Source organism: Enterococcus sp. DIV0703 (genome assembly GCF_051711065.1).
Taxonomy (GTDB): Bacteria; Bacillota; Bacilli; order Lactobacillales; family Enterococcaceae; genus Enterococcus_B; species Enterococcus_B hirae.
The window spans coordinates 1800154-1824823 of the sequence record NZ_JBIOLX010000001.1 but is presented as its reverse complement, the minus strand read 5'-3'; the positions used below and the strand labels follow the sequence as shown (position 1 = coordinate 1824823).

At 33.1% G+C, this 24670-nt stretch carries 31 protein-coding genes and 1 tRNA gene; 26 read left to right on the top strand and 6 right to left on the bottom strand.

The window, feature by feature from the left end; genetic code table 11:
- The first annotated feature begins 7 nt into the window (after window positions 1–7).
- From IGK81_RS08245 to IGK81_RS08135, 23 genes are all read left to right on the top strand, one after another.
- Window positions 8–898, top strand: coding sequence for an SU10 major capsid protein (locus IGK81_RS08245; protein ID WP_081140282.1), 891 nt, complete (start codon window positions 8–10; stop codon window positions 896–898).
- A 22-nt stretch (window positions 899–920) separates the two neighbouring features.
- Window positions 921–1136, top strand: a complete 216-nt coding sequence (locus IGK81_RS08240) for a hypothetical protein (protein WP_002311614.1) — start codon at window positions 921–923, stop codon at window positions 1134–1136.
- A gap of 11 nt (window positions 1137–1147) precedes the next feature.
- Window positions 1148–1489 (top strand): hypothetical protein, encoded by a 342-nt coding sequence (locus IGK81_RS08235; protein ID WP_002304501.1) that lies wholly within the window; start codon window positions 1148–1150, stop codon window positions 1487–1489.
- Window positions 1489–1860: a hypothetical protein gene (locus IGK81_RS08230; protein ID WP_034867685.1), complete on the top strand. Its 372-nt coding sequence runs from the start codon at window positions 1489–1491 to the stop codon at window positions 1858–1860. The genes IGK81_RS08235 and IGK81_RS08230 overlap by 1 nt, the downstream gene beginning before the upstream one ends.
- Window positions 1853–2248 carry an HK97 gp10 family phage protein gene (locus IGK81_RS08225; protein ID WP_053766659.1) on the top strand — a complete coding sequence of 132 codons (396 nt, stop codon included), beginning with the start codon at window positions 1853–1855 and terminating at the stop codon, window positions 2246–2248. Before IGK81_RS08230 ends, IGK81_RS08225 begins: the two co-directional genes overlap by 8 nt.
- Window position 2249: 1 nt before the next feature.
- Complete coding sequence (locus IGK81_RS08220; protein ID WP_034698430.1) at window positions 2250–2627, top strand: phage tail terminator family protein; 378 nt, start codon at window positions 2250–2252, stop codon at window positions 2625–2627.
- Window positions 2628–3245: a major tail protein gene (locus IGK81_RS08215; protein ID WP_063627281.1), complete on the top strand. Its 618-nt coding sequence runs from the start codon at window positions 2628–2630 to the stop codon at window positions 3243–3245.
- The gene (gpG, locus tag IGK81_RS08210; RefSeq protein ID WP_412003869.1) at window positions 3245–3586 is read left to right on the top strand and encodes a phage tail assembly chaperone G; all 342 of its coding nucleotides are present in this window, start codon (window positions 3245–3247) and stop codon (window positions 3584–3586) included. Before IGK81_RS08215 ends, gpG begins: the two co-directional genes overlap by 1 nt.
- Before the next feature lie 241 nt (window positions 3587–3827).
- Entirely contained in the window at window positions 3828–6617 is a 2790-nt protein-coding gene (locus IGK81_RS08205; protein ID WP_197725924.1) for a tape measure protein, read from the top strand.
- Window positions 6607–7347, top strand: a complete 741-nt coding sequence (locus IGK81_RS08200) for a phage tail protein (protein ID WP_197725865.1) — start codon at window positions 6607–6609, stop codon at window positions 7345–7347. Before IGK81_RS08205 ends, IGK81_RS08200 begins: the two co-directional genes overlap by 11 nt.
- Complete coding sequence (locus IGK81_RS08195) at window positions 7344–10055, top strand: phage tail spike protein (protein ID WP_412003868.1); 2712 nt, start codon at window positions 7344–7346, stop codon at window positions 10053–10055. Before IGK81_RS08200 ends, IGK81_RS08195 begins: the two co-directional genes overlap by 4 nt.
- 12 nt (window positions 10056–10067) lie before the next feature.
- Entirely contained in the window at window positions 10068–10976 is a 909-nt protein-coding gene (locus IGK81_RS08190; RefSeq protein WP_412003867.1) for a phage baseplate upper protein, read from the top strand.
- Window positions 10976–11593 carry a hypothetical protein gene (locus tag IGK81_RS08185; RefSeq protein WP_081129489.1) on the top strand — a complete coding sequence of 206 codons (618 nt, stop codon included), beginning with the start codon at window positions 10976–10978 and terminating at the stop codon, window positions 11591–11593. Before IGK81_RS08190 ends, IGK81_RS08185 begins: the two co-directional genes overlap by 1 nt.
- A 3-nt stretch (window positions 11594–11596) precedes the next feature.
- On the top strand, window positions 11597–11956 hold the full coding sequence (locus IGK81_RS08180) for a hypothetical protein (RefSeq protein ID WP_034698422.1): 360 nt from the start codon (window positions 11597–11599) through the stop codon (window positions 11954–11956).
- Window positions 11956–12480 carry a hypothetical protein gene (locus IGK81_RS08175; protein WP_252702721.1) on the top strand — a complete coding sequence of 175 codons (525 nt, stop codon included), beginning with the start codon at window positions 11956–11958 and terminating at the stop codon, window positions 12478–12480. The genes IGK81_RS08180 and IGK81_RS08175 overlap by 1 nt, the downstream gene beginning before the upstream one ends.
- A 15-nt stretch (window positions 12481–12495) precedes the next feature.
- Complete coding sequence (locus IGK81_RS08170) at window positions 12496–12849, top strand: hypothetical protein (protein WP_406910974.1); 354 nt, start codon at window positions 12496–12498, stop codon at window positions 12847–12849.
- Window position 12850: 1 nt separating this feature from the next.
- Window positions 12851–12964: a CD1375 family protein gene (locus IGK81_RS08165; RefSeq protein ID WP_252710568.1), complete on the top strand. Its 114-nt coding sequence runs from the start codon at window positions 12851–12853 to the stop codon at window positions 12962–12964.
- Between the two features lie 35 nt (window positions 12965–12999).
- Complete coding sequence (locus IGK81_RS08160) at window positions 13000–14427, top strand: BppU family phage baseplate upper protein (protein WP_431393291.1); 1428 nt, start codon at window positions 13000–13002, stop codon at window positions 14425–14427.
- Window positions 14428–14438: 11 nt separating this feature from the next.
- Window positions 14439–14774: a hypothetical protein gene (locus IGK81_RS08155; protein ID WP_081115524.1), complete on the top strand. Its 336-nt coding sequence runs from the start codon at window positions 14439–14441 to the stop codon at window positions 14772–14774.
- Window positions 14761–14889: an XkdX family protein gene (locus IGK81_RS08150; protein ID WP_406910975.1), complete on the top strand. Its 129-nt coding sequence runs from the start codon at window positions 14761–14763 to the stop codon at window positions 14887–14889. Before IGK81_RS08155 ends, IGK81_RS08150 begins: the two co-directional genes overlap by 14 nt.
- 17 nt (window positions 14890–14906) lie before the next feature.
- A complete protein-coding gene (locus IGK81_RS08145) occupies window positions 14907–15188 on the top strand; it encodes a hypothetical protein (RefSeq protein WP_252702784.1) in 282 nt (93 codons plus the stop codon).
- A 42-nt stretch (window positions 15189–15230) separates the two neighbouring features.
- The gene (locus tag IGK81_RS08140) at window positions 15231–15506 is read left to right on the top strand and encodes a phage holin family protein (RefSeq protein ID WP_252702783.1); all 276 of its coding nucleotides are present in this window, start codon (window positions 15231–15233) and stop codon (window positions 15504–15506) included.
- Window positions 15503–16540 (top strand): GH25 family lysozyme, encoded by a 1038-nt coding sequence (locus tag IGK81_RS08135; protein ID WP_252702782.1) that lies wholly within the window; start codon window positions 15503–15505, stop codon window positions 16538–16540. Before IGK81_RS08140 ends, IGK81_RS08135 begins: the two co-directional genes overlap by 4 nt.
- Window positions 16541–16572: 32 nt before the next feature.
- Here the strand turns inward: IGK81_RS08135 and IGK81_RS08130 are convergent, their stop codons facing one another.
- Both IGK81_RS08130 and IGK81_RS08125 read right to left on the bottom strand, forming a co-directional pair.
- Complete coding sequence (locus tag IGK81_RS08130; protein ID WP_252702781.1) at window positions 16573–17145, bottom strand: hypothetical protein; 573 nt, start codon at window positions 17143–17145, stop codon at window positions 16573–16575.
- Between the two features lie 7 nt (window positions 17146–17152).
- Window positions 17153–17569 carry a hypothetical protein gene (locus tag IGK81_RS08125; protein WP_195435628.1) on the bottom strand — a complete coding sequence of 139 codons (417 nt, stop codon included), beginning with the start codon at window positions 17567–17569 and terminating at the stop codon, window positions 17153–17155.
- 276 nt (window positions 17570–17845) lie between these two features.
- On the opposite strand from IGK81_RS08125, the gene IGK81_RS08120 reads away from it, so the two are divergent.
- Window positions 17846–17919: transfer RNA gene (locus IGK81_RS08120), tRNA-Ile, on the top strand.
- A 22-nt stretch (window positions 17920–17941) separates the two neighbouring features.
- On the opposite strand, the gene IGK81_RS08115 is transcribed toward IGK81_RS08120, so the two are convergent.
- The gene (locus IGK81_RS08115) at window positions 17942–18286 is read right to left on the bottom strand and encodes a hypothetical protein (RefSeq protein ID WP_081128560.1); all 345 of its coding nucleotides are present in this window, start codon (window positions 18284–18286) and stop codon (window positions 17942–17944) included.
- Window positions 18286–18951, bottom strand: coding sequence for a Panacea domain-containing protein (locus IGK81_RS08110; protein WP_129204649.1), 666 nt, complete (start codon window positions 18949–18951; stop codon window positions 18286–18288). Before IGK81_RS08110 ends, IGK81_RS08115 begins: the two co-directional genes overlap by 1 nt.
- Before the next feature lie 1120 nt (window positions 18952–20071).
- On the opposite strand from IGK81_RS08110, the gene IGK81_RS08105 reads away from it, so the two are divergent.
- Both IGK81_RS08105 and IGK81_RS08100 read left to right on the top strand, forming a co-directional pair.
- Window positions 20072–20764: a DNA-directed RNA polymerase subunit omega gene (locus tag IGK81_RS08105; protein WP_081123338.1), complete on the top strand. Its 693-nt coding sequence runs from the start codon at window positions 20072–20074 to the stop codon at window positions 20762–20764.
- 1483 nt (window positions 20765–22247) lie between these two features.
- Window positions 22248–22661, top strand: a complete 414-nt coding sequence (locus IGK81_RS08100; protein ID WP_010718761.1) for a DUF4231 domain-containing protein — start codon at window positions 22248–22250, stop codon at window positions 22659–22661.
- Window positions 22662–22874: 213 nt separating this feature from the next.
- Here IGK81_RS08100 and IGK81_RS08095 read toward each other — a convergent pair whose 3' ends face one another.
- The gene (locus IGK81_RS08095) at window positions 22875–23147 is read right to left on the bottom strand and encodes a hypothetical protein (RefSeq protein WP_010737819.1); all 273 of its coding nucleotides are present in this window, start codon (window positions 23145–23147) and stop codon (window positions 22875–22877) included.
- A gap of 568 nt (window positions 23148–23715) precedes the next feature.
- Window positions 23716–24567, bottom strand: coding sequence for a hypothetical protein (locus IGK81_RS08090; protein ID WP_034698561.1), 852 nt, complete (start codon window positions 24565–24567; stop codon window positions 23716–23718).
- Window positions 24568–24670: the final 103 nt, after the last annotated feature.

Here is a 24670-nt window from a genome sequence, read left to right as displayed (position 1 = left end):
ACAAATTATGAAAAAAACATCTTTAAATAATTTAGAGTATTTGGATATTTCACCAGCGATTAATGCTATGCAAATACCAAATACACCTTTTTTAAGCTATTTACTTGGCGCCGGAAAGACCGAACGAGCTGAATCATCGGAAATTAAATGGCGTGAATATGATATTAATAATGATGATTCTTCTGAAAAGCTTGAGGGCGGAGATTATCCAGATGCTGAATCTGGTCGAACTTGGTTTAACAACTATACAGAAATTTTTAGAAAATCAACCTCTGTATCTGGTACGTTAGATGCTATTAATGTGAATGGTGTCGGAAACGAATTGACTAATCAAGTAGCACTACGTGGTATGGAAATGAAAATTGATTTGAACAGAAAATTAATTACTGGTGTAAAAGCTGATGAAAATAGTTCTAAAGGTCGTCGAATGAATGGAATCTTGAACTTGATCAACTCAGCAAATAAAGCAGAAACAGCTACTGCGGGTGCGGTAACAAGAAAAGATATCGATAGTTTATTTAAATTAATGTATGAAAAAGGTTATATGGGAGAAAAACTATGCTTGATTTCTCCAGATATGCAGGAGTTAATGACTGATGAGTTAGATGGAAAATCAACAAAAATTGTTCAGTTCGGGGAAAGAGTAACTTTTGGATTGCAAATTGGAAATATCGTGTCTAATTACGGTACAGGTATTGCTTTACTAGAACCATCATTGCCAAAAGGAACAATTGCCGCAATCGATACTAATTATGTGAAACTACGTCCATTACGTGAATGGAGAGCAGAAGAACTTGCAAAAACAACTGATTCAAGACGTATCGGTCTTGTAGGTGAATATTCTCTTGAATACAACGCTTCAAACTCTGGGGCAATTTTAAATTTAAAGTCTGAATAAATGGGAGTTAGTACTCCCTTTTTTGATAGGAGGAATTACAGTGGTAAAAAAAGATGAAACTAAAAAAGATGAAGTCGTGAAATATAGAGTAGGTAAAACTAAAAATTTTGTTGGATTTGTTCATCCTAAAACTCGTAGATTTATCACAGCAGATTCAAATAACGAATTTATCATTTCTATAGATGATAAAGAAGCAATTGCAATTTTGGAAGATGCAATTGATGTTAATGAAATTTAGGAAGTGATCTGATGGATGAATCGCTAAAAACGGAAATCATTGAGTCTATAAAAGAAGATTTTCCAGATTTGAGTGAAGAACGCATAACTAATTTATTAGAAATAATTTTGCTAGAAATTGAATCATACAATAGTTGTAAAAATGATGTTTCATGGGAAAAGTTAAAAAGCGTGATTAGTGAAGTGTTGTATCAAATAATAAAAAATGAATCAGAAAAAAAAGTATCTTCAGTTAGACGTGGCGATACGACGATTAGTTATGCGTCAACAGCGAATGCTGTTAGTGAGTTACTTCTAGGATATGGCGATTTGATACGAAGGGTTATTGGTTGTGGAGGATTGGAGTTTTTTTAATGAATGAAGCAGATATTTTAGAAACTACTTACGAAGATAGTTGTATTATCGAAAGACTAATGGACATTGAAGATTCTAATACAAATATTACTATTCAAGATTATAAAAAAGTATATGATAATCCTATCCCTTGCGCTCTTTCACAAGGTCAAATCGATGGACTAGCAGTCATAGAAGATGGAGAAATGGTAAATGTTTCGACTGACACATATAAATTATTTATTCATCCTAAGATTAAACTCAAAAAAGGAGATCGAATAACAATAACTCAAAAGGCCAGTGGCTTAATTTTTTCTCTATTTGCTACTAAGCCTTTTTACTATCCTAGTCATTGTGAAGTAAATTTGATAGGAAGTGAAAAAAATGGGTGATCTCAAATATGAATCTAATGCAGAAAAGATCATTGAAAATTTTAAAAATATGACTGTAATTGCTCAAAAAGAAGGAATATCTTTTGTAAATGATTCGATGAATAAAGTTGTTAGCCTAGCTAAACCTTTAACTCCTGTAAAATCAGGTGATTTAAGACGTGGTTATCGAGTAGTAAAAGCTAGGAAGCTTTCAACTGGTCGTATTGTTGGAGCAGCTATAAATAATGAACATTACTTTAAGTATGTGGAAGAAGGACACAGGACTAAAAATGGTGGATTTGTAAAAGGACGGTTTATGTTGACCCGTGCAACGAATCTTGCAAATATGTCTTATATTCCTCGAAGATTTAAACAAATGGCAATAAAAATCGTTAAGAAAGGAAAGTAACATGAAAGATAAAATCATTGCTGAAATCAGTAGTAAATTAAAAGAAATATATCCAGATGGGACAATATATCTTGATTCAGTTATGCAGTCAACTAAAGATTTTTACTTTGTATTATCCGTAATGGAATCTGGGACTGAAAATGTAGGGATTGATGTTCAAAATGTTTCTTTCTTAATTGATATTGCATTGATTGATAATAAATCTGATAAAAAATTAGTGAATGAATTAGTCTCATGCTGTGGGGCTTTTTTTAATACGATTACAATTGATAGTCAAACACTATTTCCAGAAAACTATTTACCTGATGAAACAGATGGTGTTCAACACATTCGCTTTACATTAGGATTTCCACAATATATTGAATGGAGTGAAAAATAAATGGGAGAAAAAAGAAGTAAAACTGGAATTATTTCTGTTGAAAAACCTACTTGGTTTCCTTTGAAAGATGAGACAGGAGAACTTCCAGTATATGATACTGCAATGACGATGGGAACAGCAGTTAGTATCAAACCTACAGCTAATTACGAAACAACACAAGACTATGGTGATTCAGTTGTTCAAGATCAATTCACTGCGTTTGGTGGTGCAGAAGTTGAATTAGAAGCAAATGGGTATAGTCATAAAGTTTTAACAGCAATCACTGGAGGAAAACTTGTCAAAGGTGGTGCGTTGCGCTCTGGAGAAGATATTGCCCAAGATGGAGCTTTTGCATATCGGCGTAAAAAGTCGAATGGAAAATATCGTTATACAGTCTTTTATAAAGGGCAGTTTGCTTTAGATTCAGATGAAACTTCAACTATTGAAGGAAGTAAAGTAAGTTTTACTCATCCAACTTGGAAGGGTTCATTTGTAGATGTACCAGGACTTGGATATATGTACTCAGTTGATGAAGATGATGAAGGCGTTGATCAAACAATGATCGAAAACTGGTTTACAAAAGTAGCAATTCCAATTGAAGAAGCAGAACAAGAAGAACTTGCAGGAGGTAAAAAATAATGTCTAAATATCAAACGATAATTAAATTAATGAAAAAAAATGAAGATGGAAAATATAAACAAGTGCAATTCAAATCTGCTGAGTTCCTACCAGGTCCAGTTGTAGAAGAAGCGGCAGAAGTGATGGAAGGAATGCAAAATGCTGTAGACAAAAAATCAGTGTCAGAAGCTTTAAGTCGAGCGTATTCATTTATTGCAGATACTTTGTTTGAAGGACAATTTACTGGTGAAGATTATCGTCAAGGGATTGATGCTCGAGAAATTGCTCCATTGACAGGAAAGTTATTAAAATCTGTTACCGCAGGATTTGATGAAACTTATACGGAGACGAAAAAAAAGTAAGCGAAGCTCTCAAATATCCTTCTTTTAAACATTCGATTACTTATCGAGAATTAGATTTAAAGACGCAATTACTCGAAGCAGGTTGGACGTTACCAGAAATTGAACGTACTGACTTTGATGAGTTAATGCGTCTTTTTGCTTTTCGAGATGCAGTAAAAGAGCATGAAGATGTTGAGTACTACGATAACTTCACCCAATTTTAGGAGGTGATACTTTGAATAACGATGACCTAATTCTGAAGATGATATTAGATGAATCAGGTTTTACTGCTGGTATGAATAATGCTATCAAAAAGCTAGGTTCTTTTGATGGAACTATCGAAAGAACGAGTAGAAAAAGTGGCAGTTCATTAGGTAGTATTTGGAAAATATTTGCTGGTAGCTTTCTAGCCAGTGGAGTGACTAGAATTGTTGGAGCTGGTTTTGATCTAATTAAAGGTTCCGTAAGTGGAGCAATTGATCGAGTAGATACGATGAATAATGCTCTACGAAATTTCCAAAATATGGGATTCAGCAACTCAGAAATTATGAAGAATATCGGAAAGAATGGGCTTTTATCTCAAGGTATTAAAGGACTTCCTACCGCTTTGAATGATGCGATAAGTCATGTACAACTTCTTGCTTCTTCTACTGGGAATTTGACTCGTTCGACTCAAATATTTAAAGCATTGAATGATGGGATTCTTGGGTTTGGTGGTTCAACTGATCAAGTAAATGAAGCTGTTATTCAGCTATCTCAAAGTTTCTCAAACGGAAAAGTAGATGCACAAACTTGGAATTCAATGATTAATGCTCAACTTGGTCCTACTCTATCTGCTATCGCTAAAAAGATGGGAATTACAATGGGAGAGCTTAAAGAAGGGTTGTCTCAAGGTAAGATTTCTGTTGAAGAGTTCCAAAATCAATTAATAGAAATGGATACTAAAGGTGGCGGAGGACTTAAATCATTAAATCAAATTGCTAAAGATTCAACCAAGGGGATTAAAACCTCTATCCAGAATGCCAAAACAGCTGTTACTCGTGGCGTTGGCGAAGTAATAGAAGGATTAAATAAAGCCCTAGTGGATGCTGATTTAGGTGGATTTAAGGGGATTATTGATAAAGTTGGAAGTTCCATGGAATCTTTTTTGAAAGTAATTGCTGCAAATATTCCTACAGCAGTATCATTTTTAGGTGATTTATTTAATGCAGTTCAAAAATTTGGCTCTGCATTGAAATTCATGATGCCATTTCTGGTTCCTGCAACTACTGCTTTTGGCGCATTAATGTTTCAACTTAAAGGAATACCAACAATTATAAAAAGCTTCAATAATTTTAAGAATGCCATAATCGGTGTTGGAAATTCACTAAAGATTATGGGGGCTATAGCCGCCGCAAATCCGTTTGTTTTGATTGTTGGAGCCGTTGTTGGAGCGATTGCTGTATTTGGCTATTTTATGGCAACCAACGAAGAGTTTAGAAACAAAGTTATATCCGTTTGGAATGATGTAAAAGATTCCATACTTGGTGTATTAAAGAATATAAAAGATTGGGGAATTGATACTTGGAGTTCTGCTAAAGAATTGGCATCAAATGCCGTTGAGAGTGTCAAGAATACTTGGTCTGGAATAAAGGAATGGTTTTCAAATACTTGGCAAGACATTAAAAATGGAGCAACAGGTTTATTTGATAAAACAGTAGAAACATCTATGAATGCAGTTGATAGTGTAAAAAACGCATGGTCAAATACAAAGCAATGGTTTTCTGATATTTGGCAGAGTATAAAAGAATTGGCAACTGAAAAATGGAATGAAATTAAAGGTTCTATTATGGAAGTTGCTGGTCCATTGATTATAGGTTTAAAGAACGCATTCTTACATGTCACTTTTTATTTAGAGACCTTATGGAATAATTTAGTTGAGATTGGTAAAAATGTTTTTGAGATTTTAAAAAATGTTATACTTGCGCCAGTTTTGTTTATTACCTCCATGATTTCTGGTGGATGGGAAGAAACAAAAAACAACATGATTGGTGTATGGAATAATATTAAAGAAAGTGCTCTAAATATTTGGGAGTCTATAAAAAATATTTTTGTTAGTTACGTTACAAATATTTATTTTGCTGCGCTTAATATTTGGACAGGGTTCAAACTTACTTTGATAAACATTTGGAATGAAGTAGTAAGTCAAGCTAAATCAATTTGGATTAATGTAAAATACTTTTTTATTAATCTTTGGATTGACATTAAGTATTTTGCTATTCAAAAATGGATTGAATTAAAATTCGGGATTATTCAAACTTGGATTGATTTAAAATATAATGCTATTACTACTTGGAACAATATTAAACAGTTCTTCAAAGATACTTGGCAGAACATTAAAGATATAGCATACAATACATGGATTTCTATAAAGAATTCCATGATCAATACTTGGAATAACATCAAGGAATCTTTCTGGAATATTGTTACTGGAATTGTTAACTCCGCTGAAAATGCATGGACTAATCTAAAAAATGGTGTTTCAAAAGCAATTAATCGGGTGAAAGAAATCTTTGATTCATTAAGGGAAATCAATTTATTCGAAATCGGTAAGAATATCATTGATGGACTTATCAATGGTGTAGTAGAAAAATGGAATGCATTGAAAAAGACTATTAAAGGAATAGCTGGAAGTATCAAAGATTCTATTAAGGGTGCATTAGGTATTCATTCTCCATCTAGATGGATGAGGGATATGGTAGGTAAAAATATTGTTCAAGGTATTATCGTTGGTATTGATAAAGAAAAAAGTAAATTGGATCAGACAATGACTGATTTAGTGAAAACTCCGTCGGTTCAACCAGTTATTACAGGGTCTAATAGTCAACCAGTGGTACAAGCTAAACAAAATACATCTTCAAATGCAGTGAATGAAATTCACTTGCATTTAAATGTTTATGGAGATCTACCTGATTCGATGATTAAACAAATCGCCAAGAAGATGAAAACAGAATTGACGAGACAAATGAAACGAGATGCTGATGCAGTAGGAGGGACATTATATGCAACTTAAAAGAGGACAATTTTTTATCAATCAACATTATTCTTCTGAGTTTAACGTATATATTCAAAATAGGCCTGCCTCTGTTTCAGCTAGTCGTGTAATTGAATTGAGAGAACGTGAAGGCAATGACTCAATTATTATCGATAAAGCCTATTACAAAAACGTTACTAGAAAAATTGAATGTTATTACAAAGCACCATCGATTGATTTAGTGCAGGAATGGGAAGATCGAATTACTGAATGGTTAGATATGAACTCTTACAGTGATTTTATTCTTTATTACGATCAACAATATATCTATCAAGCTATAGTAACCGAGGCACCAGAATTTAAAGGAACAAGAAAAACAGGGAATATAGTTCCATTTGAATTTACAGTTAGTCTTCGACCATTCAAAGAAAATTATAGTGGTCGTTTTGCTATTGAACAGATAAAAGCTTTCGAGTTATTTAATCCAGAGAAGTATGCTTCAAAACCGCTTATTAAATTGAGTGGTTCTGGAGATGCTTCTTTTTATATTAATAATGACAAATATGATTTGAAACTATTAGATAAAGAATTATATATAGATTCTAAACTAGAAGAGTCTTATCGAAAGCTAGATGGCAATTTAGAACATCAAGATCATGTCACTTTATTTTTAGATTTTCCATTTCTATACCCTGGAAAAAATGAAATCAAATGGACGAATAACATACATTCGTTTGAGATAATACCAAGGTGGTGGAGAAAAGTATGATACCAAGAATATATAGTCCTACCGAGACAGATTTTTCTACGAATGGTTTAGGGATTTTGAAGGACACCACAAAATGTGAAATATATGAAGTAGCAAATGGAAAATATGAATTAGAGTTGGAGTATCCATTAGGCACTCGATTTGATGAATATTTTGAAAATGACTATCAAATAAAAGCAAAACCAAATGACCAAGAAGAGTATCATATCTTTTTTATTGATGATAAAGATATCGATACTTTTTTAGATACTGTAACTATTTATGCCCAGAGTCGTACAAATCGGCTTGGAAGACGAGCAGTTACTTTTGCTGAAGTAGACTCTAAAACTGGTCGAGAAGCAATGGCAATTATTGAAAACAATATGGATAAAAAATCTGACATACGACTTTATTCTGATATTACGGCTGTTTCTAGCACAATCTTTGAAGCGAGAAATGTTTTAAATTGTATTGCTGGTGAACAAGGATCATTGCTTCAATATTGGGGCGGAGAAATTAAACGTGAACCATTTAAGCTTTCTTTGTTAAAGCGAAGAGGTCGCAATAATGTTGGAACGATTCGGTATGGAAAAGATATGTCTGGTTTGAAGGTCAAATTAGATTGGACAGGTATAAAAACAAGAATTATTCCATATGCTGATCCTCAAAGTGAGGTAGGTACGACTAATCGAATTTATGGTTCGCCAGTAGATAGTGCCTATATTAATAACTATCCTGATGTCTATACAGAACATGTTCAGTTTACAGAAGAACAAGGAGTAAAAGACATTAAGAGCTTAAATAAAATAGCTAAAAATTACTTTAAAACGATCAATCCTGGCTGTGATAAGCCTAAAGTTTCTATTACGGTTGAATTTGATAAGTTGACTGATAGTGAAGAAGCGAAAGAATTTGCGAAGATTAGAAATTATGGTCTGTTTGATACATTTAAAATATATCATAAAAAATATAATATTTATCTTGAATCAAAGGTTAGTGGACTACAATACGATTCTTTATCTGAAAAAACTTTGAAATTAGAAGCAGGAGACATTCAAGTTGCTTTTTATCAGCAACAAGCTGTAACTATTCAGGATAAATTAAAAGATTATGCAACGAATAATTATATGAGTAATTTTAATGATTATGTTTCTTCAATGATTACAGGTCAAGGCAGTGCAGGAGGATATGTAGTTTTATGGCCAAAAGAAAAACCTTCCAACATCTTTATTATGGATAATCCAGATTTAGAAAAGGCAAGAGAAGTACTAAGAATGAATAAAAATGGGATTGCTTTTTCTAAGAAAGGATGGCGGGGGCCTTTTAATTCAGCTTGGACATTAGATAGTATATTTAATGCCAATTTTATACAAACTGGATTAATCAAAGCAGATATCTTTCAAAATTCTTTTAACAAGACTGGAGATGTATTGAAATTAGTTAATGGACTACTCCAAATTTGGAACAACAAAAAGAAAATAATGGAGTTAACTAAAAAAGGAATGGAATTTTGGAATTCTAAGGGTTCAATTGGAACGATTGGAACAACTGATTCTGCTGGTAATCCTTTTCCTGGAGCTTCTACTCCAACCCCTATTGAAGATAATTCTTTAGTTATTCGTACAAATGGAGACGGCAAATATATTTTGATTTCTCCAAAAGTAGGAAAAGGATTAGTTTTATTAGGAAATGGTAAAGCAATTTATTTTGGAGACTTAGATGTACAAGGAAAACTTACAGTTAAAGGAAAAGAAATCACAGGGAACAACAGTGGAGGAAGTGATCCTGGAACCATCCCTCCTCAATTGACGACGGAAGCTGAAAAAAGAGCATGGAAAATTTGGACAATGCTGAAAGCTCGTGGCTATTCTGAATATGCAGCTGCAGGTATTCTAGGAAATATTCAAGGGGAAGTTGGAGCAAGTATGAACCCTGATACAGAACAACTTGGTGGTCCAGCTTATGGGATTGTTCAATGGGATGGTTCTGCTTATCCGTTAGTCGGATCACCAACTTGGAACGGACGAGAGTATGTTCAGCGTTTGATGAACACCGCAGGGATTCAAGAAGATTATCGAAGTATTGAAGCCCAAGTAAAATTATTAGATTGGTGTATGTTCAACGGTCAATGGCTCGGAAAAGTAAATCCAACCACAGTATCAGGATTTAAATCGATTAATGATGCCCAAAGTGCAGCGTATGCTTTTGAAATGAACTTCGAACGCCCAGCTTCTGCACATCCAGAACGCCAAAATTATGCCCAATCTTGGTTTAACAAATTACATGGATTAACTAGTCCAGAACCTGGAGGGAATTTCATTTGTCCAATTCAAAAACCAGTGACAGTTACTTCAGAATGTGGATGGAGAACTAGTCCAATAAATGGCGGCCAAGAATTTCATAATGGAATTGATCTTGTAAATGGAAATCCTAATACACCTGTTTTTGCAGCATTAGATGGGGAAGTTGTTCAGGCTGGTGCTAATTATTATGACTGGTATGGTAATTACGTGGTTATTAAACATAATAATGGGAAGTGGACAGGTTATGCTCATTTGTCTCGTATTGATGTTTCTGTTGGACAAAAAGTCCAGAAAGGTGCTCAAATAGGCTTGATGGGAACAACTGGTCCATCTACAGGAGAACATCTACATTTTCAAATTATGAAAAATTATTGGCCACAGCCAGTTGTTGATTTTGAGAATCCAAGAAATTATATCCAATTTTAAGGTGGTGATTCTATGAGTAAATGGAATGTCGTTTTAAGTACAACAGAACCATATAATTATGTGGGGATGATTCAAGTTCGACAAGGCAATAAGAATACAGAGGTTATGGAAGCGACTATAGTTGAAAATGGTCTTCCCTACGATTTATCAGAATGTAAGGTATATTTTGAATCAGTTGTAGGTGGGAAATATCCAGTCCAATTAGAAACAAAAATTGTGGATGCTAAAAAAGGGAAAATTAACTATATTTTTGATAAATATTCCATGCAGTGTTTACATCGACAAACAGCCAATTTCATTATATTTAAAGGAGAAGACTTGATTGGAACAACTCAAGACTTCTCTTATTTTGTCATTAATGCTGTTTCAAAAACAGAAGGAGAAATGGGTTCTTATTGGCAATCAATCGAAGATTTAATTGCGGATATGACGGACTTTATTAATGAAAATAAAGGCGATTTTACGGACTGGATGAATGAAAGGAAAGAAGAATTTGAACGTTGGAGACAAGAACAGGAACACAGTTTCCAAGATTGGAGAGAAGGACAAGAATCAGACTATTTGGCATGGTTTGAATCAATCAAGGATATTTTAAAGACGATTGATCCTGGTGGAACAATGCTTGCGGAATTAATGGATGCGAGAGTAGATATTCAAGGAAAACGACACAATTCAATTTCAGAACGTTTGCTTGCCGATATGAATTATTTGTATCAAAAACTACGAACAAGCTTATTTACTATCGAGTATGCTGAAATTGAAGTAGTGGATATTCTACAAGATGATTTATTTTCTAGGAATCATGAGATAGAAAAAGTGGAAACTATTGAAAGTAATATATCCGAAGGAGCATTAGTTATAGCCACCATTGATGATGAAAAACAAAATGTATTCACTCTTGAGAAAGTTGGGGTGATTTGATGGTTAAAGTAAAGAGAATGATGGAAACTGATGAATCTGGTGTTAAACGTCAATTTATGCCAATTACACATGTTTCTGCAGTTTTAGGCTTAGAAAAAATGATATCAGGACAATCAAAAGTTCTTTCGGTTAATGGTAAATATGGTGCAGTCATTTTAACGAAAGCTGATTTAGGATTAGAGAATGCAATTACTGAACTACCTTATGCAAGCGAGACAAGCGATGGTATTCTTACTGCTGAAATGTTTCAAAAGATTGTAAATGGAGAAGGTGGAACATATATTTTGCCGATCGCTACCCCTGAACAATTAGGAGGTATAAAAGTTGGGGAACTTTTAGAAGTTACTGAAGAAGGTGTTTTATCTGCAACTAAGCAAACAGACTTCAATTTCTCTGAAGAATTAAAAGGAAAATTAGAATCTCTAAAAATATTAAAAGCAGGTGCAAATATATCAATTGCAGAAGATGGAACAATTAGTTCTACAGGTGGTAGTGGGACTGGTGGTGTTAGTCAGTCATATGTAGATCAAAAATTCCAAGAAGCTGTAAATCAAGCAGAAAATTACACAAACGAAAGAATTCCAAATTTTACTTTTGAAAAAATTGGGGAGGTATAGAGAATGACAGATATCGTAAAGGTAAAACAAAGCGGTGTACAGGTTTTTCCACAAACTCATTGGAATGCTGTGGAAGGCAAACCTGAAACTATTAAAGGGGATAAAGGAGATCCTGGGCAAGCTGCAACTATTACTGTAGGTACAGTTACTAGTGGATCTACTGCTTCTGTTACAAATGTAGGAACCTCATCTGCGGCTAGATTCAATTTTGTATTACCAAAAGGAGATAAGGGAGATCCTGGAACAAATGCAACAACGACATCTGTAGCTACGACGGCCGCTAATGGGTTAATGTCCAAAGAAGATAAAGCAAAATTAGATGGAATAGCAAATATTACATTTGAGAAAGTAGGCGAAGTTTAATGTCTGATATTGTGCAATTAAAAGAAAATGGTGTGCCTAAGTATTTAAAAACTCATTTTAGAGCAATTGATGGAGCTGAAGCATTAGTACAAACATCTGGTAATCAGTCTGTTGATGGTTTTAAAAACTTTTTACAAACACCAACAGTGAATGATGTACCAGTAATTTTAGATCGTTTTGTTTCAAAAACAGTAAAAACAACGAATACAACAGATTTTACCAATGAAAGTTTAGTCAGATTTGAACGATGGGGGCGTCTTATAGTAGCCAATTTTGAGATTACAAATAAATCATCAAATTTTGCTGGATGGAAAAATTTAATGGCTTTTCCGAAAGGATATACTCCGATTTCGCTAACAGGTTGGGGTGGAACTTTGGCGAATAAAACCAATCGAAATCCTGCATTATCTGTTTATGCGAATGCTTCGGGAATTTCTGTGATGGTTTCTACTACAAATTTACCAGAAAATCAAACTTGCTCTGGAACCATCGTCTATTTTACAAATGATGCGTGGCCAAATTAATAGGGGGAATAACTAATGAAAACAATGTATGAATATATGTATCCAGTAGGTTGCAAGGTATGGGAAAACATGCCAGCTGATTTTCCAGAAGGAGTGCCGTATACCTTGGTACCACCATTACCAGATATTCCGTTAGATCGTCAGTTTTGGAATCCGAGTGAACGGAAATGGGAAGAAGTTGTCACACAAGATTTCTCTAAAAAACTAGAGTTGTTGGAAGAAATCCATCGTAAGACCGAACAACAGCTTGAACAAGTTCAAGAGGAAAATCAAGCGTTTAAAGAAAATAATCAATCATTAAATGAACAAGTTACGAATTTACAAGTAGCAATGACCGAAATTTATGAATCTTCATTAGGGAGTGAGTAACATGGAAAACATCTATGCGGACTTAATCAGAAAAGGAAAGAAAACGATTGATGATGTGCCAAAAACACTAAAAAAGAAAGTTCAAGCTATTCTAGCTCAAGATGCGACTGAGTAGAATAGCTTTTATTATTTGGGAAGGAGGTGTAGTAAATGACGTTTAAAAAAATTGGTCGAATAAAAGTCAATACAAAAGTAAAGGGAAGACATGGCCAAGATACAGGCTTTGTTTTTTATAGTTATGACAAAGGTTCTGTAGCATTAGAATTTTTGTTCCGTGATCAAGATTATCAAATTGTCGATCTCACCAATACTACATTTAAAATCTTACTAACCATCAATCAAGATGGCCAAGAAAAGAAATTTACTGTAATCGATAGTCAACCGATTATTGAATACCCTGAAAGTGGGATTGTGACTTATCCTCTGCCTGACCAGTTATTAAATTATGAAGGCGAAGTAAAAGGATACGTGTATCTTGATTTCGAAGATGGCTCTCACAGTGATGAGCTAGCCTTCACTTTTACAGTTATCCGTTCAAAAATTGAAAGTGAAATTGAAGAAGCAAGTGAGGTATACATCAAAGACTTCGAACAAATCAAAAAAGAAATTTTTGATTTAGCAGAAAGTGAAAAAGAAGCCATTGAAACACTAAGACCAGAATTAGAGGCTAGCGTTGGTCAAGTGACCGAACAAGTCCAATCACTTAGTCAAAAAGTAGAAGTTAATCAAAGCGAAACCAATCGATTGCTTCAGTTGATTGCTGATAATGGAGTACTTACTGTGAATGATTTGGTTATTGGTTTGGCACAAGGCTATTTTGAATTTACAAGAGAACTTAATTTTAATGGAAAAATCGTAGGGAGCATGGTAGAAAATCAAAATATTGCGACTGAAGTCGTATTTATAGGAGAAAAATATTTTTCCATGCCTACTCCTTATACGAGATATGATGAAATGTGGGACTATCCAGATGCTGTGAAAGCAAATGGTTATGAAGCATTACGAGGAAATAAGGTATGGAGTGCGACATGTTCAGGATATGATAATAATCCTCAATATCCTTTTTTGCGGATTCAATGGAACATTGTTGAAGAAGTCAGACATTGGTTAGGAGACGATTATTTTCTTGGATTGAAAGCAGAAACCCTGACACAGCAAGTTGCACTTGTAGAAAAATGTCTTTATTCTATTACACCTAGTACGTACGGTTATGCCACTCATGAATCGAGAGCAGAAGGCTCAAGTAGCCGAAAAGGCGGACTAGGAAGTTTGTGGTATGACAATCACACTGAGCAATGGATGGAATATGGGCATAATAGTGAAAAAAATAAATATCAAACAATGACGAATACTATTCTGAAAGCAAATGGATGTCAGTTTCTAGATAATCAAGGACGTGTCAATATTTCTATGATGGGTGAAAAAGGGGCGTATACTTCTTTGTATTACGGAAAAACTATATTGCAATTTACTTATCGAATTTACTTGACAGATATTCTCTATTACAAACGAGATCCAACGATTGATCAAATGCAGACACAAATTCAACAATTATGGAATGAAGTATTTAAAAATTAGGAGGAAATTTTATGAACGAAAACATGAAAGTTGTCTATAAAGTAGTAGGACAAGGTTATGAAATCTGGTTAGCGCCTAAAGATTCAACGACTTCACGACCATTCACAGAAGTCGAACCGCCAAAAGGCCCAGATGTGATGATTGCAGGGTTTGATTGGGAAAACAACCAGTGGATGTGGGTTCGAGGGGTACCATATGATACGTATGTTCGTTCGAATCAAATTATGGCAAATACGATGAAGGAATTGACAAAATTAAGAGGAATCGTAGAAAAGATTCAAGACGTTGTTTTTCCGAAAGAAGATGTCGTAATTACAGAAGGAGGCGTGCCAAATGTATCCAAGTAAAGAAGATATCCAATTTTTATATGATTTAGGTGTGTATACTAAAGCAGATATAATGGGTTATGTTGCACAAGGAAGTATTACGGAAGAAGAAGAGAAAGAAATTCTCACTGAATAGGAAGAAGGTGAGAAGAGATGAAAGGGATTGATCAGATTTTTAACAAGCTAGTCGCAATTGACGGGCTTATTTTTTTACCATTAACAATCATTTTGATTGGGATAATCATTTTTGCCGCTTGGCGAATAAATAATTACTATCGAAAAGAACTATATGATGAAAGAGAAAACTCAAAACAGGATCGACGAGAGTTTTTGACTACGTTGAATGAGATCAAAAATGAACTAATTAATACACGTTCGGACATGGAAAGAATTGAAGGTAAAGTCAATGAAATCGAAAAGGAAGTACGGAAATAATTCTGTGCTTCTTTTTTATGCTCGGAAAGGAGGTGGAGTCTGATGGAATCACTCTCAACTGAAATGATACTTGCTATGTGTGGGTTATATGTGGCAGGAAAAGTGTTAAAGGAAATTCCTAAGTTCCCCGATTGGGGAATTCCTTTGGTACTCACGGTCATTAGTTGTATTTGTACACCACTATTATTTGGTGAATATAACGTATTTAACTTTTTTGTCGCCATTGTGGCAGTAGGAATTACAGTGTATGGCGATCAATTATGGAAACAAACGACTTATGGAATCAAAGAATTAGATAAAGGAGAAGATGAAAAATGACATTGAAAGTAGTAGATTTATCCAATAACAATGGTTCAAAAAATATCAAGGACTATCCAGCAGACGCTTATATGTTTAAAGCAACGGAAGGCTGTAATTTTGTGGATCGTTATTGTGATCCTTTTGTTCAACAAGCTATCAAAGCTGGTAAATCTTTTGGTGTCTATCATTTTATTGATGGTTCAAATTGGCAAACACAAACAGATTTCTTTATTCAAAATGTTCAAGGATATATTGGCAAAGGAATTCTAGTTTTAGACTATGAAATGTATGGACGACAAGGAACGTGTGTTTTAAAACAAATGTTAGATCGTATCCAACAAAAAACAGGAATCAAAGCCCTAGTTTACACGTCAGCTTCAGTTTTATTTGAAGAAGATTTTTCCGAAATAGTAAAAGCAGATTATGGATTGTGGGTAGCAGCTTATCAATCAAACTTCCCTAAAATTAAACACTGGTCCAATGCGGCTATGTGGCAATATACTTCGACACCATATGATCAAAATATCTTTTATGGTGATCAAAATACTTGGAAAGCCTATGCCACATCTGGTAAGTGTCAAACTTCAAGTAATCAAGTGAAAGTAGAAGCTATCCAAGTACAGCAACCAAAACCACAAACACCATCCGACCATGATAAAGCAGTAGCAGAAAGTAAAGCTGTTCATCAAGGGAACGCATGGGCGAAACTAGACAAGTTTAATGAAGTAAGCAAAGGAAAAGTCCGAATCGCAGGGTGGCTAGTGCCAGATAAACCAGAAGGTGCAATTGGAAAATGTGCTTATATTCTTATTATGAAGCATGGTACAAATGAAGAAATCACTCGTGTGGCTTCACAAGGAATCAAACGACCTGATGTGAAGAAATCCTATAATTATAAAGGTGGCGACGCTCTAGGAATGGATGTCACAGTAGATCTAAGCTGGGTGAAAAAAGGCACGACAATTGATGTCATTTTCCGTCGTTGTAATCAAGCTAACGGCGAAGGTGCGGTTAATGATGTTCGGATTAAGGATATCTATTTAACATTATAAAAAAACCCCTCATTTTGAGAGGGGTGTACATATTAAAATAATTTGAAATAGCTAGTAGCCCATAAGGTAAGTATTACTGTGCCAATAGGAATTAAAACGGAGGATATCCAAAATCTAAAAGTATCTTTTTTTGTAGACTTTAAGGTTTCGTTTTCAGAAGTAATATGATCCTTAATTTCAGTTACAGTATCTACTTTTACTTTGTCAATATACATTTTTAAAGATTTATCTAAATGATTGATTTTAGTATCGAAATGGGATTTGATTTCCTCTAATTGAGCTTGAGTTACCTTTTCAGTCAATTCATCCACCTCCAGTTTTTTATTGTTCATTTCTATTGTATCAGTAAATACCTGATTATTCGAAATAAACGTTTTATTTAGGTTTTCTTTTTTATTTGACAGGAAAATAGAGTTCTCTGAACTTGAATTTTCAGGTATGAGTTTAGATGCCTTGATACACGAATTCGAGGAACCCGATACAAATATTACTAATAAAGTTGCAGAAACAATAACTTTAGACGTATTTTTTGAAGTTTTCTTACCTACATATGAAAAATTTTTAGACCCAAAAGCGGTTGTGGTAAAATTAATAGTACTATTCATAAGAATATCAATCCTCAGTTATATTGAGGACTCTATTACTTTTGACTTCAAACTCTTGATTAAAAGTCTGTTGGTTAATTGTAAATTGTATATTGTATAAACCGACGTTCATAAATTCTAAATTTTTTAAATCTAAATTAAACATAAAGTTATCCATATCATTAGGTAAATTTAAATCATTATTACCCGTGGAATATATCTGTTTTCCTGTTATGGTATTAGTAACATCGATTTTAAACTTATAATGTTCATTTGCTTTAATTCCAGAAGTAATTATGGTTACTGCTATAGACATGGCCGTTGGAATGAAAGGGGCTCTAAATACGAGAGAAGGATTGGTAATAAAAGTTCCTATAGTATTCGGACCAGTCGGTTGTCCAGTTGCATTTTCTGACGCAATTATCAAAGCTTTGATATTATCCATTTATTTCACCTTTTCTTTTTTTCTTTTCTTTATCTAAATTATATCAAGATTATATTTTATCTTACAATAGGAACTTTTGTTTTTTAACAAACTATTTGTTGAGGAGCAGTACATAACCGTATTGACAACTATAAAAATTATTCGATAAAATAGTGATGTTATCGCATAGCTATACTCTCACCCGTAACTAGTTACACTTCAAGTTATGCGATAACAGGATTGTTGCCACATAAAACTGATGCTATCTCTTGTTATTGTCCATGGTGGCAACAATCTGTACCCTTAGCTCAGTTGGTCAGAGCAGACGGCTCATAACCGTCCGGTCGTAGGTTCGAGTCCTACAGGGTACATAAAGAAATAAGAAGCTTTTCTTTACGAAGAAAAGCTTCTTATTTTTTGTAATATGTTATTTAAGTCTGAAGAATTTAACTTGTGACCATTGTGCAGTAACTTTAGTGTTTGTAATTCTTCAAAAGAAATAAATTTTTTTGAATCTAATTTTGCAAAACTAGGTTTTACAAATGGAGGTTTATATTGTTTTAACTCGTAATTCGAATTATATAAAAGTTTTTGTTCTTTACCTTTAGATGATGAAATATTTAGTACATTAACTCCATCAGGCAGTATTTCTACTACTAGATAGGGCCTTGAATATAGTGGTTTAGCTCCGTCAACAAAACTAATTTTACCGAGATATGCTTCACCAACTGCAACCATTATACGATTACTAAATCTCCATCTTCTAAATATACAGAATAAGTATCATCATCATTTTCTGATAAAGTAGAAAAAATTTCTAACTGAGGTAACAGTTGTTCAAAATCAACTTCATTAGGGTTATAATAAAATGTTATGCCATTGATAATTTCGAACGTTTCGTCAGAATCTATAAAATTTTGATTGTATGTATTTAACATTTCAGTTATTTTATAGATTTCTTTAGAAATATCATTTTTTGTTATCTTAGCTAGTTTTTTATCATGGTAACCAGTAGACAAAGTTGAATTTTCAAACCGAATATTCCAAAAATCAAATTCATGATTTAGATTAGATAAATCTTTTGCTGACAATCTTCCAAAAATTTTGATTGTATCATTAAGTACTTCATATTCCTTTTCAGAAAAATTTGCTTGAAATTGTTTTGCTTCTTCCATAAAAGAATAGTAATCGTTCTTGTATTTTTGCCTAACTTCTTCTATTACTGTACCATTTTCAAAGGCAAGCATGTCTTCTTTAAATAGTAAATCTTCATGCTTAGAATAGTTAATCAAATTTGCAAAAAATAATAGTTTTTGTAATTTCATGTTGCCATCAAAAGTATTAGGAGTATCAATTAGTCCCTTTTGCAAAAAGAATTTTGCATATTCTTTGACATTACGCAACTCGACTTCCTCCTTTTATTAGTGTATTCTGAACAGTTTTTAGATATACATAGTCTATCAAAATAAATTTGATTGGTAAATATAAATACTTGACAAGAAATAAATTTAATTTATACATACAAATACTACAACACTCCCGTAAACCAACTCATACCACCATACCCCCAACCTTCGGGTGGTATTTTTTATTTTTATCTGTACGTCAAAAAAGTAATAAAACAATAATTTCAATCGTGGTAAAATGACAGTGTCATCATTTTACACAATCTATAAAAAATGAATTTTTTCTGAACCCCCCCAAGATGATGACATCCGTTCAAGGCTACTCGAAAGAGTAGCTTTTTTAGATTATTTGCAAATAACTTGGTTGTGAAAATTCATAGATTATTGTATAAAAAGTTGTAAAAAATAAAATTCAATAATGCTATAATAAAATGTCGGCTCGTCGCTTCCACAGAGATTTTTGTGGAAGGAGGTGTATAATTTGTTTGAATTCACTTTAGAGCACGTGCTCTTGCCATTGTTAATTGGTTTAACGTTGGCATTATTTAGTCATTGGCTAGATAAACATTAGAGCCGACATGGCGCTTACTGTTTCGCAGCGGTAAGCGTCTTTTTTTGAAAAAGAAAAAACACAACGTATTCGCAGGTACGTTGTGTTTATGGTGTATATTTGTTTAAATTCACTTTCAACTATCATTATACTTGATAAATAAAATGTGTCAAACGTAATGAAAAATGACCATACTTTGACCATACTTTTTAGAAAAATATAGAAAATATTAGTAACTGAAAAACTTTATAAACGTTGATATTAAAGCAATCAGAATTAACTAGAATTAGTCAAAAAATGGAAAAATAAAAACTGTTAAATAAATGTGTTAGATGTTTTGGTCTATCCGAAAGAGTAGACTTTTTTATGTGAATTTAATAACTATATCTAATTTTAAATTAATTAATACAATGTTTTAAAAATAATGTTTGTATGCAGTTACATCTGACTTTATCCGAATTAAGAAAAAGATTTATAAAAATAAAATAAAAAAATACATATTTAAATTGACTGATTGTGAAATCATTAACTATAATTGGTTCAGTTTGTGTTAAGGAGAATGGTGATATGAATAAGAAAATTGTAGTAAGTGGATTAATTATAGGTGGATTAGTGTTAGCAGGGATCGCAGGGAAAAACTTTGCCGATGACATTTTGTTATGGGGTGGAGAAGATAATATTGAACAAATCAATCATAATTTGGAGTCATTAGATAAAGCACTAGAAAATAAAGAGCAAAATATTAGTAGTTTAAATTCACGATTATCTTCAAATAATCAAGAACTTGAGCAAGTAAAGGCTAACGTTGAAGAATATAAACAAAAAGTGTTGACTTTGGAAAATGAGAAAAATCAATTAACTATAGATAAAACAAATTTAGAGAATCAATTATCAGGAAAAAATGCTGAATTGCAAGGTAAACAAAATGAAATCAATGCTAAAATTGATGAAATAAATCAAAAAATAGCTGAAATAAATCAATTAAACACTGATTGGAATAATCGTTTACAAACAGAACAAAATAAATTTAATGATGCTCAAAATACTGTTAATAGTTTAAATCAACAAATTAATCAATTGTCAAATGAAAAAAATACTATTAAAAACCAATTGCAAAGTACTCAACAAAAACTAGAAAAAGAACAATCAGAAAACAGTAATTTGAATAATTATATTGAAAAACTGGAAAAAGCCAAAAGCGATGTAGAAGACACAGCAAATAGATCACAAGAAATCGTGACTGAACATACAGGAAAATAGATGTATTTTTTAGTTTAAATTTCTTTAACAAAATAGTATTTTGTTGCTAAATAATTTTTATTTGAATATTCTACAAAAATATCTCCTCTCAAAATGGAGGGGAAGTACATATTTATATTTTTGTTGAACGACAGGAAACGGGGAAAGGTCTTTTTGTTTGTACTTCAAAAAGACTAAAACATATTAAAAAAGGTCTTCCACCTTTAAATAGATTTGAAATTTTACCAAATAAAGAGACTTCTAGAATTAAATCGCCATTTCGCATGCCAGTTCTGGTGGATTGTGATCGGTTATTTGTCTTAAGTGGTATCTCTATACCATTAACGTTACTTACAAATCGGAGGTATATATGTAGAGAATACCTAGAAAAAATTTTACAAATAAGGAAAAATAATATGAGATGTGAAATTGTGCCTTTAGAGATTAAATCAATGATTTCATTAAATCCTTTGCTAAATTTAAAACCGAAAGATTCAAATCTGACTTTGAGTAGCTAAAGACCTCAACCAATCATTCTTGGCTGAGTTTTTTTCGTTCTTATATTAATTGTTCTAACTCCGGTTTCAATATGCATATAAAAAAGTAAAAATAATAGAAAAACTAGTGATAGTTTTGGTGATAGTGATATTAAAAACCAGAAAAGATGGAAAAAGCAGGAGATAGATAAAATACTGATATTTCGGCGTTTTCTAACGGTACAAAAGAGAAAAAAAGTAATAAATGTACACATGATACAAGAAAAACATGTTCGCACTTCTAGGCAAACCAGGCTTTGAAGACCTTGCCAAAGAATTGAACGAACGTCTTTAAGATAAGGAGTTTTAGGTAATTATTAAAAATAATTATCCAAAACAATTTGCCTTTAAAATGAAAAATGATACTCATTGAGGTATTTATAAAAAAGGATGGCTAATTATAGCCATCCTTTTTTGGTTTGTTGGCAGAGAAATATTTTGTCCAGAAAATTTTCGTTGTTGATTATTGATATAGTCATTGGACTTATCGAAGTTCGTTCAATACTTTCATATGACACTTGATCATATAGTTGAATAATAGAGATATCTTTATGACTTATATCTTCATGCTTCATGCCAACTTTTCGGTTAGGCACTGCTTACACATATCTACCATTATGGACAGTTAGGAGAGAGATGGGCACGTTTGTCAATTCTGTGGGCAATAGTATTCACAGTTTAAATTTTTTAAATCAATCAAGCTTACTTTGCTCGGTTGGTCAGAGATTGTGAGCATACATCAAATGTGATTTTTATGTCGTCTGTAATGATTAAATCTTTGTTCAGATCTTTTTAATAGCTTTTATCCGTGCACGAATACTATCATTGACAAATATATAATTATTTTGATAAAATAATTATTGTTATTTAATAGCCGTTTGTTTTGATTTGTAATTAGCTGAAACATAGGTAAATCCAATTATAATAGTTTTACGACCAAATTTTAATAAAGTGAATGGAGAAATGATATGGATCAAAAAGCGTTTATTGAATCGATTGATTCTACAATTAATAAATTAAAAAAAGATATTCAATCGTATAATAGAATCATTGGCATAGGGAATATTATAAAAATCGTATTATCTGCTGCTATCCCTATTTTAATTCACGAGGCATCTGATCATAAGTCTTTGTTATTAGTCGTTTCGATTGCTTCCGCAATCATAACGATTATTCAAAGTGGAATGTCTGCGTTTAATTATCAAAACAAAGTACAAACCGCAACACAGGTTCTAATGAAAATAGAAAACGAGAAGCTACTTTATGTAACAAAAACATCCCCATATGATAAAACGGATGAAGAAAATTTTCATTTGATTGTTTCGACACTTCAAACGGAGTTGAATGATATCATTTCTGACTTTAATCAAGTAAGCAATTAACCATATCATCCGTTTAAAGATAGAAAGGTACTAAAGAGATAGGAACAACAAGTAATCCTAGAACAGCATTTATGTATAAATAAAAAATAAACCTAATTTTGCTGATTTAAAAAGGTATCCAAACCTACTCGCTGAGACAGATGGATACCTTTTTTCTTTTACAAAAAAGTTCTGATTTTTTTAGACGGGAGTTATATACTTCAAAACCAATTTTTATTTTTTACCAATAAATTCTTTCTTGATTTTTTTAAAATCAATCAGTATTTTCGTGGGACCGAGCACATGATATTCTTTGACGACCAATTGGTTTCTTTGATTATAATAGCCACTGATTACTAATTTCATTCCTTCATCTACTTCAGCAAGAAAGTTTAAACCATGACCAGCGATTAAACAGTTCGTATCATTCAAGCTAAATCTTATCAAGGGACGAGCCCCAATTTGTAGTATTTTTATTTTTGTTACTGTGCCATATTTCTTAATCATTGTGGACTCTCCCTTATGAGCGATTTCGAGGATGCCAATCCATAAATATTCTTTAATAGCATTATACGAACAAACGTTCTTTTTGTAAAGGAGAAACGCAAAAAAATTTATGGTATTTAAGCTAATATCCGACTATTAATATCAGGGGAATGGCTGTAAAAATTTTCTGTTTTTTTGTATGACCATGCTTAAGTAAAGTTAGGAGAGACCGAACACCGGAAATGTTCACAATAAAAATAAATTAGGGAGATAAATCTTATTTTGTGCTTTGAAAATGGATAAACGGTGTTCAAAGAGCTGACCTTCGGCGATAAGTCAAAAAATCTCAAAACATGAGGAGCTGTTTCGAGATTTTCATCCTTAATGCTCCTGCGATTACTCGTCGCAGTTTTTACTTGGTGAGCGCTCAGGTCAAAACGCTCTTTTCACAACCTCTGATTCACGGTGTTCAAGCATCAACTCCTTGAAATAAGCCGGAGAGTCCAAAATAGTAGAGACTATTTTCGGATTCTCCGGCTTAGTTATCAGAGCTAGACATTGCTGTCACAGTTCATTTTATTATTTTAGATTAACCTCGCTTACACAACGTATATCCACGTGCTTGGGCCTCTTGCAGCGAGATAGCTACGACAGAATTTGCGTTGTTAAGTCCCGAACAGTTCGGATTTAAATGATATTTTGTACCATGATCTGGAGCAATATAAACCGTTTGTTCGTTGTTTTGTTGCGGTGTTTGTGCTGCTGCAACTTGATTGGCTTGTTCTTGTGCGGCCGCAGCTTGCCGTTGTCGTTCTGCTTCAGCTGCCTCATTTGCTTTGATCGTTGCATCTACTGTAGCTAGTCGAGCAGATAAGTGTTGATTGCCGTTTGGAATAGCCTGGATTAAAGTAGCTGCTGAGTTATAGTTTTCTCTAGTTGGATGAGCTTCAGCTTGTGATAGTGCTGTTGTTGCTTCATTTTCAGCTTGTTTTTGACGTTCTTCCTGTGCTTTACGCTCAGCTTCAATTTTCTGTTTTTCTTCTTCTTGTTTTTTGCGCTCAGCCTCAAGTTTCTGTCTTTCTTCTTCTTGTTTTTTGCGCTCAGCCTCAAGTTTTTGTTTTTCTTCTTCTTGTTTCTTACGCTCAGCCTCAAGTTTTTGTTTTTCTTTTTCTTTACGTTCAGCTTTTTGTTTCAGCTGCTCTTCACTAGAAGTACTTGATGTTCTTTTCGTTTCGATCTTTTTTTCAGATTGTGTGCTTGCTTTTGAACTATCGGAATGACTGGTAGGAGAGATAGACGCTCCGAAAATCATAAGAATAAATGCTGTTCCTATAATAATAAAGTTTCGTTTTTTATTCCCTTTTTTGAAAAATGATCGAATCAGTCCTACTAACCCCCAACAAATACCAATTAAACCTACTAACACTAAAAAAGTTCCCATTTTTTTCCTCCAAAAATAAAAATATTTTCCTTCCATGTAGGAATGAAAGAAATAAACCTCCTAATAAAAAAATATATCATTCTGTAATACTTGTCTAAAGATA